15 protein-coding genes and 1 pseudogene are annotated in these 19,989 nt (G+C 60.8%); 13 read left to right on the forward strand and 3 right to left on the reverse strand.

Features of this window, described 5'->3' with window-relative positions:
* Nucleotides 1–187 precede the first annotated feature (187 nt).
* The gene (locus tag H097_RS15780; protein ID WP_191982829.1) at nt 188–1,513 is read left to right on the forward strand and encodes a C4-dicarboxylate transporter DctA; all 1,326 of its coding nucleotides are present in this window, start codon (nt 188–190) and stop codon (nt 1,511–1,513) included.
* 9 nt (nt 1,514–1,522) lie between these two features.
* On the opposite strand, the pseudogene H097_RS28785 reads toward H097_RS15780, so the two are convergent.
* Nucleotides 1,523–1,615: pseudogene (locus H097_RS28785) on the reverse strand (outer membrane lipoprotein carrier protein LolA); the annotation flags it as partial.
* Between the two features lie 48 nt (nt 1,616–1,663).
* Between H097_RS28785 and H097_RS15785 the strand changes: the two are divergent.
* The 3 genes from H097_RS15785 to H097_RS15795 all read left to right on the forward strand — a co-directional run bounded on the left by H097_RS15785 (nt 1,664) and on the right by H097_RS15795 (nt 4,180).
* A complete protein-coding gene (locus H097_RS15785; protein ID WP_032860887.1) occupies nt 1,664–2,365 on the forward strand; it encodes a FadR/GntR family transcriptional regulator in 702 nt (233 codons plus the stop codon).
* Nucleotides 2,366–2,380: 15 nt separating this feature from the next.
* Complete coding sequence (locus H097_RS15790) at nt 2,381–3,082, forward strand: GntR family transcriptional regulator (RefSeq protein ID WP_032860888.1); 702 nt, start codon at nt 2,381–2,383, stop codon at nt 3,080–3,082.
* 102 nt (nt 3,083–3,184) lie between these two features.
* Nucleotides 3,185–4,180 carry a sel1 repeat family protein gene (locus H097_RS15795; RefSeq protein WP_032860889.1) on the forward strand — a complete coding sequence of 332 codons (996 nt, stop codon included), beginning with the start codon at nt 3,185–3,187 and terminating at the stop codon, nt 4,178–4,180.
* Between the two features lie 80 nt (nt 4,181–4,260).
* Here H097_RS15795 and H097_RS15800 read toward each other — a convergent pair whose 3' ends face one another.
* Nucleotides 4,261–9,120: an NAD-glutamate dehydrogenase gene (locus tag H097_RS15800; RefSeq protein WP_032860891.1), complete on the reverse strand. Its 4,860-nt coding sequence runs from the start codon at nt 9,118–9,120 to the stop codon at nt 4,261–4,263.
* Nucleotides 9,121–9,649: 529 nt separating this feature from the next.
* Between H097_RS15800 and H097_RS15805 the strand changes: the two genes are divergently transcribed.
* From H097_RS15805 to H097_RS15845, 9 genes are all read left to right on the forward strand, one after another.
* Complete coding sequence (locus H097_RS15805; RefSeq protein ID WP_055725673.1) at nt 9,650–11,254, forward strand: DUF6543 domain-containing protein; 1,605 nt, start codon at nt 9,650–9,652, stop codon at nt 11,252–11,254.
* A 93-nt stretch (nt 11,255–11,347) separates the two neighbouring features.
* Complete coding sequence (locus tag H097_RS15810; protein WP_032860895.1) at nt 11,348–11,701, forward strand: hypothetical protein; 354 nt, start codon at nt 11,348–11,350, stop codon at nt 11,699–11,701.
* A 419-nt stretch (nt 11,702–12,120) separates the two neighbouring features.
* Nucleotides 12,121–13,080: a MoxR family ATPase gene (locus tag H097_RS15815; RefSeq protein ID WP_003218556.1), complete on the forward strand. Its 960-nt coding sequence runs from the start codon at nt 12,121–12,123 to the stop codon at nt 13,078–13,080.
* Nucleotides 13,081–13,085: 5 nt separating this feature from the next.
* A complete protein-coding gene (locus tag H097_RS15820; protein WP_032860897.1) occupies nt 13,086–14,018 on the forward strand; it encodes a DUF58 domain-containing protein in 933 nt (310 codons plus the stop codon).
* Nucleotides 14,015–14,509: a DUF4381 domain-containing protein gene (locus H097_RS15825; protein WP_032860898.1), complete on the forward strand. Its 495-nt coding sequence runs from the start codon at nt 14,015–14,017 to the stop codon at nt 14,507–14,509. The genes H097_RS15820 and H097_RS15825 overlap by 4 nt, the downstream gene beginning before the upstream one ends.
* A complete protein-coding gene (locus tag H097_RS15830) occupies nt 14,502–15,590 on the forward strand; it encodes a VWA domain-containing protein (protein WP_032860899.1) in 1,089 nt (362 codons plus the stop codon). The genes H097_RS15825 and H097_RS15830 overlap by 8 nt, the downstream gene beginning before the upstream one ends.
* Nucleotides 15,587–17,323: a tetratricopeptide repeat protein gene (locus H097_RS15835; RefSeq protein WP_032860901.1), complete on the forward strand. Its 1,737-nt coding sequence runs from the start codon at nt 15,587–15,589 to the stop codon at nt 17,321–17,323. Before H097_RS15830 ends, H097_RS15835 begins: the two co-directional genes overlap by 4 nt.
* On the forward strand, nt 17,320–18,960 hold the full coding sequence (locus tag H097_RS15840) for a BatD family protein (protein ID WP_032860903.1): 1,641 nt from the start codon (nt 17,320–17,322) through the stop codon (nt 18,958–18,960). The genes H097_RS15835 and H097_RS15840 overlap by 4 nt, the downstream gene beginning before the upstream one ends.
* Before the next feature lie 338 nt (nt 18,961–19,298).
* Nucleotides 19,299–19,598 (forward strand): hypothetical protein, encoded by a 300-nt coding sequence (locus H097_RS15845; protein WP_082445609.1) that lies wholly within the window; start codon nt 19,299–19,301, stop codon nt 19,596–19,598.
* Nucleotides 19,599–19,702: 104 nt separating this feature from the next.
* Here the strand turns inward: H097_RS15845 and H097_RS15850 are convergent, their stop codons facing one another.
* Nucleotides 19,703–19,951, reverse strand: coding sequence for a hypothetical protein (locus tag H097_RS15850; protein ID WP_032860905.1), 249 nt, complete (start codon nt 19,949–19,951; stop codon nt 19,703–19,705).
* Between the last annotated feature and the right edge of the window lie 38 nt (nt 19,952–19,989).

Raw genomic sequence — 19,989 nt, forward strand, 5'->3', positions numbered from 1 at the left:
TAAGCGAAAAAAATTCCAGGCCACCAACCGCTCAAGCATCACGCTTACCGAGCAACTGGTCAGACCGGAGACTCTAAACACCCCACTCCCCCCTTGTAGTTTTCAAAAAACCCAGCGTAGACTGGCCACGCACTGGACTTACCGGTCAGACCACAACAATTAAGCCCTGGACCCACCAGGGCACCGAATAGAGATCCTTCCCATGCTCAGATGGTGCTCGCGTTCGATTTTCCTGCAAGTCGTCATAGGCCTGATGCTCGGCATCGCTTGCGGCTTGGCCCTTCCCGAATTTTCCGCACAACTCAAACCCCTGGGTGACGGCTTTATCAAGCTGATCAAGATGCTGATTGGCCTGATCGTCTTCTGCGTGGTGGTCAGCGGTATTTCCGGTGCCGGCGACCTGAAAAAGGTCGGGCGCATTGGCCTCAAGTCGGTGATCTACTTTGAGGTGCTGACCACCATCGCGCTGGTGCTGGGCTTGATCCTGGCCTTCAGCACCGGGATCGGCAGTGGCGCCAACATCCACCTGGAACAGCTGTCTTCAGCAGGTCTCAATGAACTGGCGGATCGCGGCCAGCACATCAAGGGCACCAGCCAGTTCCTGATGGACCTGATCCCCAACTCGGTGATCGGCGCCTTTGCTGACAACAACGTATTGCAGGTGCTGTTGTTCTCGGTGCTATTTGGCAGCGCCCTGAACCTGGTGGGTGAAGCGGCCTCGGGCATTTCACGTCTGATCAACGAGTTGAGCCATGTGATCTTCCGCATCATGGGCATGATCGTGCGCCTGGCGCCGATTGGTGTATTCGGCGCCATCGCCTTTACCACCAGCACTTACGGCCTGGACTCGCTGCAACACCTGGGCAGCCTGGTGGGTTTGTTCTACCTGACGTGCATGGCGTTCGTCGCCATAATCCTCGGCGCCGTGATGCGCTTCTCGGGCCTGCGCATGTTGTCACTGCTCAAGTACCTGCGCGAAGAACTGCTGATCGTGATGGGCACCGCCTCCTCCGACGCGGTGCTGCCACAGATCATGCGTAAACTGGAGCATTTGGGCATTGGCAGCTCCACGGTCGGCCTGGTGATCCCAACCGGTTACTCGTTCAACCTCGACGGTTTCTCGATCTACCTGACCCTGGCCATTGTGTTTATTGCCAACGCCACCGGTACACCGCTGTCGATGACCGACCTGCTGACAATCTTGCTGGTATCGCTGATCACCTCCAAGGGCGCCCACGGCATCCCGGGCTCGGCCCTGGTGATTCTGGCCGCGACCCTGACCGCCATTCCCGCGATCCCGGTGGTAGGCCTGGTGCTGGTGCTGGCGGTGGACTGGTTCATGGGGATTGGCCGGGCGCTGACCAACCTGATCGGCAACTGCGTGGCCACCGTGGCTATTGCACGCTGGGAAAAAGACATTGATATCCAACGGGCCAACAAGGTGCTCGATGGGCAACAAGGGTATGCGTTCCAGGCCAAGAAGCCGGTGTTGCCGGCCCATCAGGAGTTCTGAACCTTCCCCATACACTGTAGGAGCGAGCTTGCTCGCGAAAAACTTCAAGGCACCGCGCGCACCCAGCCTGCCCGCGTTATCGTTGACGACCTTCGCGAGCAAGCTCGCGCCTACAGTTGAAGGGTTATTTAAATTCAAGGAGCCCACGACGTGATCAGCACCTCAACCGTCGTCAATTCAGTCGTAGAAAAACTGCGCGCCGCCCTGGCCCGAGGCCAATGGCGGCGTGGCGAAATGCTGCCCGGCCAGCGCGAACTGGCCGAACAAATGGGCATCAGCCGCCCCAGCCTGCGTGAAGCAGTGATCGTGCTGGAAACCCTCGGCCTGGTACGTTCGATGCCCGGCAAAGGCGTGGTCGTGCTGGAAACCAGCGTCAACGACCCCCAGTCCCATGACGCTGTGGCCGACGCCAGCCTCGCCGACATCCTGCAACTGCGCTACACCCTGGAGCCGTTTATCGTCGGCTTGGTGGCCCAGTCCATCACCAGCAAGGAAATCGGCCAACTGCGCCTGACCCTGATGGACATGCGCGAAGCCCTCGACGCCAACGACAGCGAGGCGGGAATGAACGCCTACATCGCGTTCCACGAAGAACTGTTCGCCCTGACCTCCAACCCGATCTTCCAGAATGTGGTGCAGCAGACCAGCAACGCCCTCAAGCAAAGCGCCCAGGTGCTGCGCAACTCCCCCGAGCACCTGGCCGAACGCCTGCAGGAAAACGATGCGGTCGTGCGCGCCATCCGCAATAAAAACAGTGCCCTGGCCAGTGCCGAAATGCGCCGCCATATCCTCAACGAAGGCCAGCGCATGGGCGTTGCCCTGAACATTCCTGACGATCATCTCGGCAACTGACTCCGGAGACTGGCCATGAACGCTCACGCCCTGCTACGCAACATCGCTGTCACCGCCCCGCCCAGCATGTGCCTGGTGGCCGGTAAAAAGCGCTCGGCGCAGGACATCTACCCACAACTGTTCGATGCCATTCTGGAGCAACGCATCGTGCCGACCAGTCGCTTTACCGAAGAAAGCCTGGCACACAGTTTTGGCGTCAGCCGCAGCGCAATTCGTCGAGTCCTGGCACGCCTGGCCGATCAGCAAGTAATCATCCTTCGCCCCAATTTGCGCGCCCAAGTGGCGGCACCGGATACCCACCACATGCAGCAAGTCCTGCAAGCACGGCGGTTAATGGAGGTGACGGTGGTCCACCTGGCTTGCGCCCAGGCAAAACCCGCTCAGATATCCCAATTGCGCGAGCTGATCGCACAGCAGGACGAATGCACCGAGCGGCGCCAGTATGGGTCGGCGATTCGACTGTCGGGGGAGTTTCACCTGCATCTGGCAACAATTGCAGGAAATCGACCGTTGGCACATTTCCTCAATAGCCTGGTGCCGCTGACATCGTTGTTCGTTGCCCGACACGACGCACAGGCCTACAGCGATAGTGCAGGCCAGGCACAGATGGCCATTGTTGAAGCACTAGGGAGCGCTGATGCGACAATCGCCGCTGCACGGATGACCCAACACCTGGAACATCTCCAGCACCGTTTGGGCCAGCCCGATCGAGGCTAATCGCCCGCAGACCCTTGCAGTAACTATCTAGCCACTCCTACCAGCAAATTCTCCATAGCCTGTATCTCGCACAACTTGAGTGCTTTATTACAGGTATCGAATATGTCTATTGATTCACCCGCGCTGTCGTCGCTGTTCACTCTGCTCACACAGCTGAACACCCAGGCCGAAACAACTCCAGCAGTCCTGGGCCTTTCCTTGGGCCAATTGAATGAGGCGGCCAAAAAAACCGGACTTGCACTGTTCAAACTGGAGAACTATGAAAAAGCCAGGTACCACCTGACCATTGCCGCCGCCGCTGGAGACGCAGAGTCGCAATACGCCATGGCGACCTGTGAAACACGCCTGGACGGAGGATTTCGCTCTGCGAGTGAGAACACCAAAAAATGGCTGAGACTGGCTGCAGCCCAGGATCACATTCCGGCACTGATGCGACTGGGCGACCGCGACTCGCTGGCAAAGGCCAAGGACTTGGCAACAAGTGCTGCAGCCGACGGCAGTGCTCGCGCCATGCTGTACCTGTATACACTGACCCAGGATGCCGAGTGGCTGGTCAAGGCCACAGCAACGGGCAACCCCGAAGCTCAGTACACACTTGCCGAGGCTTACCACGAACGACCAGAGCTGATTACCAACACGGTAGAACGTGCAGCACTGATTGCAGAGCTGCATCAAAAGTCTGCCGACAGCGGATATCCAGAAGCGGTCTACACCCGGGCTTTTACGTCGGATAAAACGATCAGTGTCGAGGAAAAACAAACACGGATTACTCAACTGGCACTGATGGGGCAGTTGGACGGAATCCTGGAATATGGCTATGCACTGGCCGGTCTGTCGCAGGACAGGACCAGGGCACCACACACTTATGGGCTTGAGAGAAACCTGCCCAAGGCCTATGCAATGCTGCAGTTCGTACTGATGAAAACAGACGGTGCACTGCTTCTACAGACCGTCGAGCAAGACGCCTGGGCACTGCGGCACCAGTTGTCCCCACAAGACAGCCACACGGCACAGACCATTCTCAACGAGCTCCAGGACACCCTGCCGGTCGTGTTCAAAACCCTCAACCCCATGGTCATTCTGGGCAGAGCCTACTGACGCCCAGCCTTTGCGCAAACCATGAAAAAGCCCCGTATCGTACGATACGGGGCTTTTTTTTCAGCGCTTGAGCGAGACGGTTACAGCACCGATTGACCACTCAACGCCAGGTCCAGCAACTCACGGTTAGCAACTGCATACATGGCGTAATCCGTACCGACTGCAGCACGAATTTCCACCATCATTGCGCGCCAGCGCTCGACCATGCCCAGGTTCTGCTCAAGCCACAGAGCCACGCGGGTCTCCATGTCTTCTGGCGCATCGGCCATCTGCAGCACCTTGATCGTGATCGCCCGTTGCTGCCAATCCACATCATCGCGGAAGGCTTCGCGGGCCTGGGCCTGCCAGTTGTTGCCTACCGGCAGATCGCTGATCTGCTGCAGGTACCACGGCAAGTCCAGGGCGCTGCCCACAGCGAAGTAAGCCTTGGCCACATCCGCGGCGCTCTGGCCGGTGACGTCGGCCGCTTCGATGATCGGCAACAGGGTGTACAGGTGGGTCGTGCCAGCAACCATGCGCGCCAGCAACTCCGGTACGCCAGCCTCGACGTACTTCTGATAACGGTTCTGCCAGCCTTCGCGGGTCGGCCCTTCCAGCAACTCGTCGAGCTTGAGGCCCAACGCCGCCAGATGCGGACCGAAGTGCGCCACATCTCGCGCTGCGTCCTGCTCATTACGACGGCTGCGCAGGAACCAACGCGTGGCACGGCGACCCAGGCGCATCAGCTCATCCATCAGCGCCAGCTGCACTTCAGCGGAGACCTGGTGGTCCAGGGCTTCGATCTGACGGAACCAATGTGGGAGGTGAAAGATGTCACGCACGATCACATAGGCGCCGGCCACGTTTGCCGGGCTCATGCCGGTCGACTCTTTGAGTCGTTGCACGAAAGTGATGCCCATGTGGTTGACCAGGTCGTTGGCGATCTGGGTGCTGACAATCTCGCGCTTGAGGCGGTGACGACGCATGGCCTCGGAGAACTTGGCCACCAGGCTCGGCGGGAACGCGGTCTCCATATCACGGGTCAGGTAGTCGTCATCCGGTACCAGGGACTTGAGCAGGGCTTCCTTGAGGTCGATCTTGCTGTACGAGATCAACACCGACAGCTCCGGACGGGTCAAGCCCTTGCCGGTGGCAGCGCGCTCGGTGAGCTGCTCCTCGGTCGGCAGGTACTCGATGGCGCGGTCCAGTTTGCCACGGCCTTCCAGGTCGCTCATCAGGCGTTTGTACTCGGCAGCACGCTCGTAGGCTTTGCGCGCGGCCAGGGACAGGGCCTGGGTCTGCTTGTAGTTGTTGCCCAACACCAGGTTGCCGACTTCGTCGGTCATGCTCGCCAGCAACTGGTTGCGTTGCTTGTCGGTCATGTCGCCGGCCTGCACCACTTCGTTGAGCAGGATCTTGATGTTCACTTCGTGGTCGGAGCAGTCCACGCCACCGGCGTTATCGATGAAGTCGGTGTTGGAACCGCCGCCATTGAGGCCGAATTCCACACGACCCAGTTGGGTCATGCCGAGGTTACCGCCCTCGCCCACCACCTTGCAGCGCAGTTCGTTGCCGTTGACCCGCAGTGCGTCGTTGGCCTTGTCGCCCACGTCTGCATGGCTTTCAGTGCTGGCCTTGACGTAAGTACCGATACCACCGTTCCACAACAGATCCACCGGTGCCTTGAGCAAGGCGTTCAGCAGTTCGGTCGGGGTCAGCTTGTCGGCCTGGATGTCGAAGCGTTCTTTCATCTGTGGCGAGATGGCGATGCTTTTGGCACTGCGCGAGAAGATCCCGCCGCCTTCGGACATGATGCTGGTGTCGTAGTCGCTCCAGGCCGAACGCGGCAGCTCGAACATGCGCTGGCGCTCGACGAAGCTGGTCGCCGGGTTCGGGTTCGGATCGACAAAGATATGCAGGTGGTTGAAGGCCGCGACCAGTTGCAGCTTGTCAGACATGAGCAAGCCGTTACCGAACACGTCACCGGCCATATCGCCGACGCCGACCACGGTGATGCTGTCTTCCTGCACGTTGATGCCGCGCTCGCGGAAGTGACGCTGCACACCGACCCACGCGCCTTTAGCGGTGATACCCATCTTCTTGTGGTCGTAACCGGCCGAACCACCGGAAGCAAACGCATCGCCCAGCCAGAAGCCGTAATCGATGGCGATGCCGTTGGCGATATCGGAGAAGGTCGCGGTGCCTTTGTCGGCCGCCACGACCAGGTACGGGTCATCGTTGTCGTGGCGCACCACGTTCAACGGTGGCACCAGGGCGCCGTCTTTCAGGTTGTCGGTAATGTCCAACAGGCCGGAAATGAAGATGCGGTAGCAGGCGATGCCCTCGGCTGCGATCTCGTCCCGGCTGCCGCCCAGTGGCAGGCGACGCGGCAGGAAGCCGCCCTTGGCGCCCACCGGCACGATCACCGAGTTCTTCACTTGCTGGGCTTTTACCAGGCCGAGCACTTCGGTACGGAAGTCTTCTTCGCGGTCGGACCAACGCAGGCCGCCGCGAGCGACGTTGCCAAAACGCAGGTGTACGCCTTCGACGCGTGGCGAGTAGACGAAGATTTCAAACTTCGGCACTGGCTTGGGCAATTCAGGAATGGCGTGCGGGTTGAACTTGAAGCTGAAGTACGACTTGTTCTGACCGTTGGCATCCGTCTGGTAGAAGTTGGTGCGCAACGTGGCCTTGATCAGGTCCAGGTAGCGCCGCAGGATGCGGTCTTCGTTGAGCACCTGCACATCGTCCAGGGCAGTGAGGATCGCTTGTTCCAGGCGTTGCTGCTTGTCTTCCAGGTCGTCGCTGGTCAGTTTGCGCGCTAGGTAGAAGCGGGTCTTGAACAACCGGGTCAACTCGCGGGCGATGTCGGTGTGGTTGTTCAGGGTGCTGGCGATATAGCCCAGGTCAAAGCCCAGGCGGATCTGCTTCAGGTAACGGGCATAGGCACGCAACAGCGCCACGTCACGCCATGGCAAACCTGCGGTCAGCACCAGGCGGTTGAACGCATCGTTCTCGGCATCGCCATTGACGATGTGTACGAACGCGTCCTGCAGGGTGTCGTTGAGCTGCTGGATATCGAGGTTCAGGCCTTCGGCGGCGGTGAACGCAAAGTCGTGGATCCAGAACTCGCGGCCATTGGCGTGGCGCAGGCGGTACGGGAACTCACCCAGCACACGCAGGCCGAGGTTTTCCAGGATCGGCAGCACGTCGGACAACGCCAGCGGGGTGTCGGCGTGGTACAGCTTGCAGTGCAACTCCTGCTGGCCAGTCACATGGCCCAGCGGCTGATAGAAACTCATCACCAGCGGCTTGGCTTCGGTCAGGTTCAACAGGTGCTGCATGTCGACCACGGCCGAGTGTGCGGCGAAGCGCTCCCGGTAGCCTGCGGGGAAGCCTTTCGGGAAGTCCGCCAGCACGTTGGTGCCGTGGGCTTCGCCGAAGCTCTCGACCACCAGGCTGGCGTAGTCGTCCTGCCAGCTGCGGCAGGCCTGCACCACTTCTTTTTCCAGCAGCAGCGGGTCGATATCCAGGCGGTTCTTCGGGTCAACCCGCAGAATCAGCTGCACACGGGCCAGCACGGACTCGGAGAAGAATGTCCAGAACTCGCAATCCGAGGCCTTCAGGCGATCCATCAGCACTTGCTGGATCTTCTGGCGCACTTCGGTGGAGTAGATATCACGCGGCACGTAGGCCAGGCAGTAGCAGAAGCGACCGTACGGGTCTTTGCGCAGGAACACGCGGATCTTGTTGCGTTCCTGGATCTGCACGATGGACATCACGGTGCTGAACAGCTCATCCACCGGGGTCTGGAACAGGTCGTCGCGGGGCAGTACTTCAACCACCTGGGCCAGTTCCTTGCCCAGGTGCGCCTTGGCCTGGAAGCCCGAGCGGCGCTCGATTTCCGCAACCTTGCGCCGGATATAAGGAATCACTCGCACGCTTTCGCCGTACACCGAAGAGGTGTAGAGGCCCATGAAGCGGCATTCCTTGATGACCTTGCCGTCAGCATCGATCTGGCGGATCGACACGTAGTCGGGGTAAGCCGGGCGGTGCACACGGCTTGGGTGCGCGGCCTTGGCGAACGACAATACAGTCGGCTCGCGCAGGTAGGCCACGGCGTAGTCTTCAATGCGCAGGTCTTCAGCGGTGAGGCCGGCGCGCAGCAGCTTGGTCAGGCCGAGGAAGGAATTGGCGTCATATTCCAGATGACCGCCGTCCTGCTCGTCGCGCACCACAAACTCTTCATAGCCCAGGAAGGTGAAGTGGTTACCCACCAGCCATTCGAGGAAGCTCTTGATCTCGGCCTTTTCTTCGCCTTCGATGGCGAACTGGCTGTTGTCGATCCCGGCCAGCAGCTCCTGGACCTTGGCCTTCATCGGCTCGAAATCAGCCACGGCCACGCGCACTTCGCCCAGCACTTGCTCAAGTTCCTTGCTCAGGACGTTGAGTTCGGCGGCATTGGCGCAGCGGTCGATTTCCAGGTACATCAGCGATTCTTGCTGAACGTCATCGCCCTGGGTGCCCTTTGGCAGGATTTCCAGCAACTCGCCCTTCTTGCCACGACGCACGCTGAGTACGGTGGTTTGCAGGGTATGGATGCTGTAGCCGCGACGGTTCAGCTCGGTACGCACCGAATCCACGAGGAACGGCAGGTCGTGGTGCAGCACTTCGACCGCCGTGTGGGTCGATTGCCAGCCGTGGCGTTCGTAGTCGGGGTTGTAGACCCGCACTTGCGGTTGGGTGTGGTCAAAGCGCTCAAGCAGGCGCCAGGCAGACAGGGTACAACCGGCCAGGTCGGACATGCGACGCTGGGTCAGTTCGTCCAGGGAAATGATGCCGAAGAATTGCTCAGCGAACAGCGCCACTTGTGGCAGTGCCTGTTCACTGATGTGCTGCGCCAGTGCCGCTTGCAGTTGATGCTGGAAGTCGGCTTTGCTGGCTGCGGTGAAGAACGCCATCTGTGGTACTCCGCTTGGGCTTGTTATTGATGGAAGCGTCGCGTGTTATCCCCTTGCGGGGAGACCGTCATTTCTGTTCGCAGGCAATGATGATAAACACCATAAACGAATCAGGGTGACAGGTGGGTGAAGCTGGACAAGTCAATGAGGTCACATTCGACGTCCACTGGATGTGCCACCTGCGGACGACGGCACGACGGGCAGGTCAGGGTCACGCAGAAGGCACATCCGTTACGCAGCTTAACGAGTGCAGCAAGCAGGCTGCTTGCTGCACTGCGACATATTCGGTCAACACCCGGCAATGCACGGTTGCACCAAGAGCAACCGCCCCCGCCACTCAAGTGTTGACTGCCGATTAAAAGCGAGGCGGGTCATGCATGAATGACCCGTTAGCTGACAGGTAAAATCTCATACATTCGTACAATCTAATTCCTAGCTCCATACAGGAACCGCACTTCAAAATTCAGTCACTTAGTTTGAGCAGGTATTTCCTTCAGCAAAGGCCCTACTACCACTCAACGAGGCTCAATTGAACATACATTCACCCGCCATTAGCACCCCATCCGGTGGGAACCAGGTCCCTTCCGTACGGCCCGCTACGCAATCAAGCCCGGACAAGGCAGCCATTGCACCCAGGCAGGACCTTTCGGCGGCCTATTTCGAAGCGCCAGTATCCGCTAATAAGGCAGTGGAACAACTCATCACCGACTATACGTACCCCAAGACACCGGACGAAGTCACTTCGCTTGAGGTTAGGCGCCAGATCAAGGAAAAGTTTGGTAAAGATATTGACCCCGATAAAACTTACTTAGTGAGTATTCAGTATGATCACCGTACTAACACCCCACCTTATAGTGGAGTCATTGTTCAAAAAATATCACTGACCCAGGCGGCAAGGCTCAACCAGCAGGACGAACCTGATTTCCACGGGGCGAAACGCTCAAAAGAAGACGGCCCCTTTGAAATAAGAAAAAGTTCAAGGCATACAGAAAAGCCTGATGCCTTTGGTATGTTCCCCCGCCCAAATGAGACCGGGTTCAGCAGCCACTTTCAAGGCATTTACACTGAACCGCAGCAGGCGTCTGCGAATGTCTATGATGCAAGCAATAGAATCGACATCTCAGCAACTGACTTCAAACAGATGGTCTGGGACAACAGCTACAAGTCCCCCTATGACCAGTATCTGAACAGTTACTGGACCAGCAATTCCCGACATGCCTATACCGAAGCGTCCAGAGGCGCCTTTTTGAAGGCATCGCACACACAACACCAGGACAGGTCCCTTACCGAAAATGATCGACAGACTGCCATGGGCGTCGCAGGCATACCGGCCGACAAAAATTACCTGTCCCTCAATCACAATGACCTGATACAGCCCTACAAGGCTGATCCAAATCTGGAAACCAAATTCCTCACGTTCAAAGGTTTTAACATGCGCGCTTTTTACACACAGGATAAGTCCACAGGAAGGATCTTGTTGTATCTACCTGGCCAGGCATCCATGTTGAAAGGCTTCGATTCCAAGAAAGAAATGAATAAGTGGCTGGCCGAGCAATTGAAAGATCCGGAACAAGCCGAAAATTTCAAACTTTACTTCCGCCCCCAGGACCGCCCCAATGAATTCCTGTCCAAAGGCATCGATGCACTCATAGACAATACCCGCGATGTGCTTAACAGTGACCTTCCTGTCTCCACGCAAGAAAAGCTCGGCTACTTTGACGAGGGCGGCCTATTCGGCGGCCAGGTTGTCCAAGGGAACCCGTTCGAGGAACTCCAGCAACGCACCGAGGAGGACCTGAAAAGCGCCACTCGTTTTCAATTCGTACTCAATCGCGACGTCACGGCAAAGACGGTGTTCAAGTACCTCGACTGGGCAAAATATGGGCTGCTCCTTCTAGCCCCGCTAGGCATCGCTTACCCACCGCTGGGGATTGCACTGACTGTGGCAAGCGTCTCACTGGGTGCAGCCGAGTTCGGCGTTGGCATAGACAGCTATATCAACAAGCGCCCAGAGGCAGACAAGCTCATCAGCGAAGGTGCCTCGAAAACCCTTACACCAATCTTTACCAGTGGTTTGGGGAATGCCTTAAAACCGATAGGCAGCACAATCAGTGCTTGGGCCCTCAAACCCTGATGCCCGCTTGATACAAAAGCCGACACAAAGTTCGAGGTAGTGGCAGAATTAAAGCCTGCCGGCCTGAAGCCGCCTTTCCAGACAGGATTTTACATGCAACTGACCACCCTCCACCTGCTCGCCACCCCCTGCGACGACGAAGAAGACAACATGGCCATGCTCTGCTGCCACGGCACCCATGGCGAGATGTTCATGCTGTCCCGTTATCCGGATGAGGACGAGGTGGAGCTCACCTGGGATTACGAGCCTTCGACCCTGGACGGCCTGAAGATCACCCTCGGTGCAACCACCTTGCTGGTGGAGATTGGTGCGGCGGACAAGGACGCATTGGGCGGCAGCGATCACCTGCAAATCACACACAGCACGCCTGATTCGGACATGGCCGAGGTGGAGCAAACCCTGCAGAACATTCTCAAGGGCACCGGCACCTACATCCGCACGCCTTGATTGGCGGCTGAAAAATCGCCATCGCGGGTAAGCCCTAATGCCAGTCAGTTAAGCGGACTCTGCTTTCTGTAGGAGCGAGCTTGCTCGCGAAGGACGTCAACGATAACGCGTGCTTGCTAGGTAAACGCGGCGCTTTCAAGTTCTTCGCGAGCAAGAACTAGGCGTCCCCCTCGCTCCTACAAAAAGGCTTAACTGACTGGTATTAGGGTAAGCCCGCTCCCACATTTGGATTGGTGTAGGAGCGGTCTTGCCCGCGATGAGGCCCTCAGCGACGCCAAAAACCCCAGACCTTTCCCACAAACCCCAAAAAATACCCCCCGGTTCGTTAGTCGCCAGCCCCTCCAATGCATTAAAGTAAGCCCCCCAGGCCCTGGCATTTTTCACACTCCCCAGGCTCATCTTTCCAGGAACCGTCATCGATGGAACATCGTGAAGCGCTGCTCGCGCTGCGAACCTTTCTTTCTACGCAGATTCTCGGCCAGGAAAAACTCATCGAGCGCCTGCTCATTGCCCTGCTCGCCGACGGCCACATGCTGGTAGAAGGCGCTCCCGGCCTGGCCAAGACCAAGGCCATCAAGGAGCTTGCCGAAGGGATCGAAGCACAGTTCCATCGCATCCAGTTCACCCCCGACCTGTTGCCCGCCGATATCACCGGCACCGAGATCTATCGCCCGGAAACCGGCAGCTTCGTGTTCCAGCAAGGGCCGATCTTCCACAACCTGGTGCTGGCGGACGAAATCAACCGTGCCCCGGCCAAGGTGCAGTCGGCCTTGCTGGAGGCCATGGCCGAGCGCCAGGTCAGTGTCGGGCGCAGTACTTATGAGCTGTCGCCGCTGTTTTTGGTGATGGCCACGCAAAACCCCATCGAGCAGGAAGGCACCTACCCCCTGCCCGAAGCCCAGCTCGACCGCTTCCTGATGCACGTCAAGATCGGCTTCCCTGACGCCGCCGTGGAGCGGCGCATCCTGCAACAGGCCCGTGGCGAAGCCCTGAATGGCGAGACCAAGCCCGAGCGGCGGGTCAGCCAGCAGGCGATTTTCGCTGCACGCAAGGAAATCCTCGGCCTGTACATGGCCGATGCGGTGGAGGAATACCTGGTGCAACTGGTCATGGCCACCCGTACCCCGGCCAAGTTCGACCCGGAAATGGCCGAGTGGATTGCCTACGGCGCCAGCCCCCGGGGCTCGATCGCCCTCGACCGCTGCGCCCGGGCCCACGCCTGGCTGGCCGGCCGCGACTTTGTCAGCCCGGAAGATATCCAGGCCGTGCTGTTCGATGTACTGCGCCATCGGATCATTCTGTCGTTCGAGGCCGAGGCGGCCGGCATCGACCAGGACCGCGTGGTGCAGCGTATTCTCGACGTCGTAGCCGTCGCTTGATCCCCATGAATACCGGCGACGGGATCCGTGTCACCCTCAGCGAATTGATCGAGATGCGTCATCGCGTGCGAGAGGTGCAACTGTTTTCCACGCCGAGCCAACGCAGCCCGTTGATCGGCCTGCATCACTCCAAGTTGCGCGGGCGCGGCGTCGACTTCGACCAGGTGCGGGTGTACCAGGCCGGCGACGACGTGCGCACCATCGACTGGCGCGTCACCGCGCGCACCCAGGAGCCCCACACCAAGCTGTTCCATGAAGAACGCGAACGCCCGATCTTTATCATGGTGGAGCAAAGTTGCCGGCTGTTTTTCGGCTCCGGGCTGATGTTCAAGTCGGTTCTCGCCGCCCAGGCCGCGAGCCTGATCGGCTGGGCCGCGCTGGGCCACAACGACCGGGTCGGCGGCCTGGTGTTCGGTGACAACGAACACTATGAAATCAAGCCGCGACGCAGCAAACAAAGCCTGCTGCAACTGCTCAACCGCCTGGTGCGGGTCAACCAGAGCCTCAACACCGAGAGCCGTCCCGAGGCCGATGCCCTGGGCATGGCCCTGCGCCGTGGCCGTGAAGTACTGCGCCCCGGCAGCCTGGTGATTGTGATCTGCGATGAACGCGCCCTGACCGAAGGTGCCGAGCAACAGCTGAGCCTGTTATCACGCCATTGCGACCTGTTGCTGCTGCCGGTGTCCGACCCGCTGGACCATGCCCTGCCCGCCGCCGGGCTGCTGCGTTTCGCCGAGCGCGGCGCGCAGTTGGAAATCGACACCTTGAACTTCGAACTGCGCCAGGCCTACAAGGCCCAGGCCGAAGCACGCATCGCCCGTTGGGAGTTGCTCGCGCAGAAGCTACGGGTCTTGCTGATGCCCTTGAGCACCCAGAGCGAAATGGTCGAGCAACTGCGCGAATACCTCAACCCGCAACGCCCGGTGAAAAAGCCATGAGCCGCCTGGACCCACTGCAACCGCTGATCGCCCCGCCGGCCATTGGTTTCTGGCCACCGGCGCCGGGCTGGTGGCTGTTGCTGGTGCTGATCCCCCTGGCGGGCTGGGGCGTGTGGTCACTGCGTCGTTTCCTGCCGGGCAAACGCCCCGTGGGCCGGGCCGAACAGCCTCTGGACCCATTGCGCATTGCCGCCCTCGCAGAACTGGCGCTGATGCCCAAGCCCTACGATGGCGCACCGGCCGGCGCCTGGCTGCAACAGCTCAATGGCCTGCTCAAGCGCCTGTGCCGCAACGACTACCCCTACAGCCAGAGCCACACCCTCAATGGCCGCAAATGGCTGGCGTTTCTCGACAACCGCTGCCCGGCGGCCGGCCTCACGCGATGGATGGTCCTGGTGGAAGGCGCCTACAAACCCGAATGCAAACTCGACGACAAGGCCATTGCCGGCCTGACGCAAGCGGTCGACACCTGGATTCGCAAACATGTTTGAGTTCGCCTGGCCGTGGGTCTTTGCCTTGTTGCCCTTGCCGTGGTTGATGCGCCTGATCCTGCCGGTGGCCGACAGCGGCGAGCCGGCCTTGAAAGTCAGCTTCCTCGGCGACCTCGAAGGCCTGGCCCGGCGGCGCGCGCGGATCAACCTGCCAGGCTGGCGCCAGCAAGCACCTTTCGTAGTGCTATGGCTGTTGCTGCTGACCGCCGCCGCCCGCCCGGAATGGCTCGGCGAGCCGTTGCCAATCGCTGCCAGCGGCCGCGACCTGCTGGTGGCGGTGGATGTATCCGGCTCCATGGACTTCCCTGATATGCAATGGCAGGACGAAGACGTCAGCCGCCTGAGCCTGGTCAAGCACCTGCTTGGAGACTTTCTCGAAAGCCGCGAAGGTGACCGTGTTGGCCTGATCCTGTTCGGCAGCCAGGCCTACCTGCAAGCACCACTGACCTTCGACCGGCGCACCGTGCGCACCTGGCTGGATGAAGCGCGCATCGGCATTGCCGGCAAAAACACCGCGATTGGCGACGCCATCGGCCTGGCCCTCAAGCGCCTGCGCCAACGCCCGGCACAAAGCCGGGTGCTGATCCTGGTCACCGACGGCGCCAACAATGGCGGCGAAATCGACCCGCTGACGGCCGCCCGCCTGGCCGGCGAAGAAGGGGTGAAGATCTACCCCATCGGCATCGGCGCCAACCCAGAGCAAACCGGGACCCTGGGCATGCTCGGCCTCAATCCGAGCCTGGACCTCGACGAGCCGGCACTCAAGGCCATTGCCGAGGCCACCGGCGGGCAGTACTTCCGCGCCCACGACGGTGCAGAACTGCAAGCGATCAAGGAAACCCTCGACCAGCTGGAACCGGTGGCGCAACAGCCGACCCAGGCCCGTCCGGCCCAGGCGCTGTATAGCGGGCCGCTGGCCCTGGCGCTGTTTCTGAGCCTGTTGCTGGTGATCCAGGAGCGCTGGCCGGACAACGCCCTGCAGCGTCTGCTCAATAAACTCTCGACCAAGGGCCATTTCCTGCAACAGCACCCGCAATGGCGCCAACGCCTCAACCGCCTGCGTTTACGGAGGCGGCGATGATCGCTTTATGGCCGCACTGGATGCGCCCCTGGTGGCTGTTACTGCTGCCTGTACTTTGCTGGTTGCTGTGGCAACTGTGGCATCGGCAGAAACGCGCCGGGCGCTGGCAGATGATCCTGCCGCCGGCTTTCCACGCCGCCCTGCTCAGTGGCGGCAATGGCCGGGAAAGCAAGTCGCCATGGCTGCTGCTGGGCCTGGCCTGGCTGCTGGCGACGCTGGCCCTGCTCGGCCCTGGCTGGCAGCGAGTCGAACAGATCAGCCAGAAACCCGCCGACCCGCTGGTGGTACTGCTGGAACTGACCCCCGAGATGCTCGCCACCGACAGCCCGCCCAACCGCCTGGAACAGGCGCGGCGCAAGCTGGTGGACCTGCTGCAGGCGCGCAGCGATGCGCAGACCGCCATCGTCGTCTATGCCGGGAGTGCCCATACGCTGGTGCCGCTGTCAGATGACCTGGCTACCAGCCGCAACCTGTTGGATGCCCTGCGCCCCTCGATCATGCCCGAGGCCGGCCATCGTGCGGACCTGGCAGTGGAAAAAGCCCTGGACCTGCTCAAGCACGGCGGCCTCGGCCAGGGTCGCTTGTTGCTGATAGGCTCGTCACTGTCCAAACAGGAGCGCCAGGGCATTCGCCTGCTGCTGCAAGGCCAGGCGCCGAGCCTGTCGATCCTCGGAATCGGCAGCCGCGAAGGCACACCTGTCACCCAGGAAAGCGGTGAGTTCCTCAAGGATGAACAAGGCGCGATCCTGATCCCGCGCCTGGACAGCCCGACGCTCAAGGCCTTCGCCAGCGAAATGGGCGGTCGCTATCGCCAGGCGCGCCTGGATGACAAGGACCTGCGCAACCTGGGTCTGCTGGACGGCCCGCAAAACCTGCGCGACGACGGCCAGCGCCTGCAACTGGACACCTGGGCCGACCAGGGTTACTGGTTGCTGCTGCCGCTGCTGTTGCTCGCCGCCTGCGCCGGGCGCCGGGGCTGGCTGTTCTGCCTGCCGTTGCTGCTATTGGCAGCACCACAGCCCAGCTATGCGTTCGACTTCCAGGATCTGTGGCTGCGCCCCGACCAACAGGGCCAGTACCTGCTCAAGCAAAAGCGCCCGGCCGAGGCCGCCGAACACTTTGAAAACCCGCAATGGCAAGGTGTCGCCCTGTATGAGGCAGGCAACTACGCCGAGGCAGCCCGGCGCTTTGCCGAGGGCAATGACGCCTATTCCCACTACAATCGCGGCAACGCCCTGGCCCGCGCCGGGGAGCTGGAAGCCGCGATAGACGCCTATGAGCAAGCGCTGGAAGCCCAGCCGGACTTGCAGCCCGCCTTGAAAAACAAAGCCCTTGTCGAAAGCCTGTTGCTGGAAGAACCGGAACCCGAACCGCCAACACCTGAAAAAAACGAGGATGACGAATCCGCCCAACCCGGCCAAACTGCGCAACCAGGCGACAACAGCCAGCAAACCAGCAGCGGCGAGCAATCCCCCCAGGGCGCGGGCCAGGCGGGCACGGCTGAGAAACCCACCGCCCCCCCGCCGCCTGCTGGCAACAACGAAGTACCCGGCAGCGAACTGGGCGACGAACAGACCACCACGCCCCCCTTGCGCCCGGCCGAAGCCAACCTCGACGAGGAGCACCGCCAGGCCCTGGAACAATGGCTGCGACAGATCCCGGACAACCCCGGCGAGTTGTTGCGACGCAAATTCTGGTACGAACAGCAACAACATCAGGACAAGACTCGATGAGCCGCTGCACCCCATTCCTCTTAGTACTCGCGCTGTGGGCCGGCCACGCCCAGGCGGTCGAACTGGCTGCCAGTCTCGACCGCAGTCGCGTCAATTCCGGGGAAACAGTGGAGCTGACAATCGAGTCCAACGACGTCACCCAGTTCGGCAAGCCGGACCTGTCGCCCCTGGACCCGCTGTTCGACGTACGCGGCACCCGCCAGATCAACCAACTCACCACCCTCGACGGAGCCAACCACGCGACGACTCGCTGGATCATCACCTTGCAGCCCAAGACCACCGGCACCGTGGTGATCCCGTCGCTGCAACTGGGTGAGTTCAAGACCCAGGCGCTCAGCCTGCAAGTGGACGAAACCCTGGGCCAGGACAGCGACAACCAACTGGCGCCGGTCTTCATCGAAGCCAGTCTCGACCAGGACAGCGTCTATGTGCAGGCCCAGGCCCTGTTGACCGTGCGCATCTACCATTCGGTGGCGCTGTATGACGACAGCAGCCTCGCCCCCTTGCAGTTGTCTGACGCGCGGGTCGAGCAAGTGGGCGATTCACGCACCTATGAAAAAGTCATCAACGGCGTGCGCCATGGCGTGATCGAAATGCGCTACGGGATCTACCCGCAGCACAGCGGACAACTGCTGATCCCCGCGCAAATGTTCAGCGCGACCATGGTCGAACCGCGCCCGGCCCAGGGCACTGCGCCCCAGGCGCCGAGGCCTGGCAAGCTGCTGCATGTCAATTCCACCGAGATCCCCCTGACAGTCAAGCCCAAGCCGGCGCTCTATCCAGCGGATGCCCCCTGGCTGCCGGCCCGCAGCCTGAGCCTGGGCGAAAGCTGGAACCCGGAACCGACAAACGTACAGGTCGGCGACTCCCTCACCCGCATCCTCACCCTCAAGGCCGAAGGCCTGGCCAGCGCCCAGTTGCCCGCGCTGCCAAGCACCGAAATCGCCGGTCTGCGGCGCTACCCCGACCAGCCGGTGCTGAGCAACCAGAACAGCGAACGCGGGGTGATCGGCAGCCGCGAAGACCGCGAAGCCCTGGTGCCCAATCGCGCCGGCGCCCTGGAGTTGCCCGCGGTGGAGGTGGTGTGGTGGAACACCCACGAGGACCATCTGGAACGCACCAGCCTGCCGGCCCGCACCCTGCAAGTGGCGATCAACCCGAGTCTGGTGGTCGACACCCCGGCCACCCCCACTGTCATCACTGCGCCGGACGATGGCCGTCTGTGGATCTGGCAACTGACCAGCCTGATCTTCGCCTGCACCACCCTGCTCGGCTTCGGCCTGTGGTGGCGCGCCCGCTCACGCCCGGCAATCCTGCGCGCCGCCCAGACCGGCCCCAGCCCGCGTACCTTGCTCGATGACCTCAAGCGCGCGAGCCAGGCCAATGACCCCCAGGCCACGCGTCAGGCCCTGGATGCCTGGGCACGCCAGCAACCGGAAACCCTGGCGGACATGGCCGCGCGGTTTGTGCCGTTGTCCGATGCGCTGGATGGGTTGAATGGTGCGCTCTACAGCGAAAGCGGCCAGTACTGGCAGGGCGAGGAGTTGTGGCGGGCGGTCAAGGCCATCCCCATGGCCGAACGCGAACAGGCGCCGGTGGCCGACAGCACCAGCCTGCCGCCGCTGTATCCCAAATAACCGTAAGCTCCCTGACATGCATTGTTAAAGGCCAGCAATCCCTATCCCTTTAATTTGCAGGACGTTTCCTAGACAATCCCACGGCCTTGCGCCTGTTCACCTCACTGGCTAGCCTTCGCTCCGTCGCTGCATATCAGCGATCGGGTGTGAGAACCTGTGAACCAGTAGGCGCCAAGCGCCACAACCGTCTGCACCATGTTCTATGGCGGCTGTGTGCGGGCAGACTTCGGTCTGGCCGGAGTCCTACTGTCCGGTATTCTCACCCCGCACATAGCTGCCACCTTGTTGTCGAGTGAGACCGGCATCGAGATGGCTCCCTTTTCAGTAGGAGCTTCTGCATGAACAAAATCGTCCCCGACCCACCCCGCTTTACCCCCGACCGCGAAATCTTCGACCGCGCCCTGCGCCACTACCTGCAACCCACTTCGCCCCCGTCCTTCACCGTGCAGCAAGACCTCAGCTTCGAAGACGCCCTTGCCCAAGTCTGCGACCTGCTGCGCTGCGCAGCCGCCACCGCCGCCGGCACCACCCAGGGACTGGCAGGTGATCGACGTCACATGTCAGGTGCCACAGAGCACTTGATAGATCAGGCTGGAATCCTGGCCGAACGCGCGCTTGGCTGTCTCAAACCGCAGTGACCCCGATAACGCGGGAAGCCTGAAGGAACGCGGCGGGCTTGCGTTTTTCGCGGGCAAGCCCGCTCCTACAGGGTGCGCGCACGCCTCTACGATCAGGGTTGCCTTCACGACCCGCCGGCATTGTCCTTGACATCATCAGGTGACTCCATCCACTTGGCCATTGAGAGTGCGTTGTACCCCCCTCCCATCGCCAGTTTCTGATCACCTTTTTCCGACGTCACCTCTTCAAGCCAGCGCTTGGACTCCTCGGGCGATGCTTTTGCTTCGCTTTTTGCCGCGGGCCTGTTTTCAGGCGTCACAGGTATGATATTTGAGAAAATATGATGATTACCGCCGGGAAAATTCACACTCATACGTAACACTCCTTGTATGCAGCTTATGGATCCCCCTA

This window comes from Pseudomonas sp. FH4 (assembly GCF_000510915.2).
GTDB lineage: Bacteria > Pseudomonadota > Gammaproteobacteria > Pseudomonadales > Pseudomonadaceae > Aquipseudomonas > Aquipseudomonas brenneri.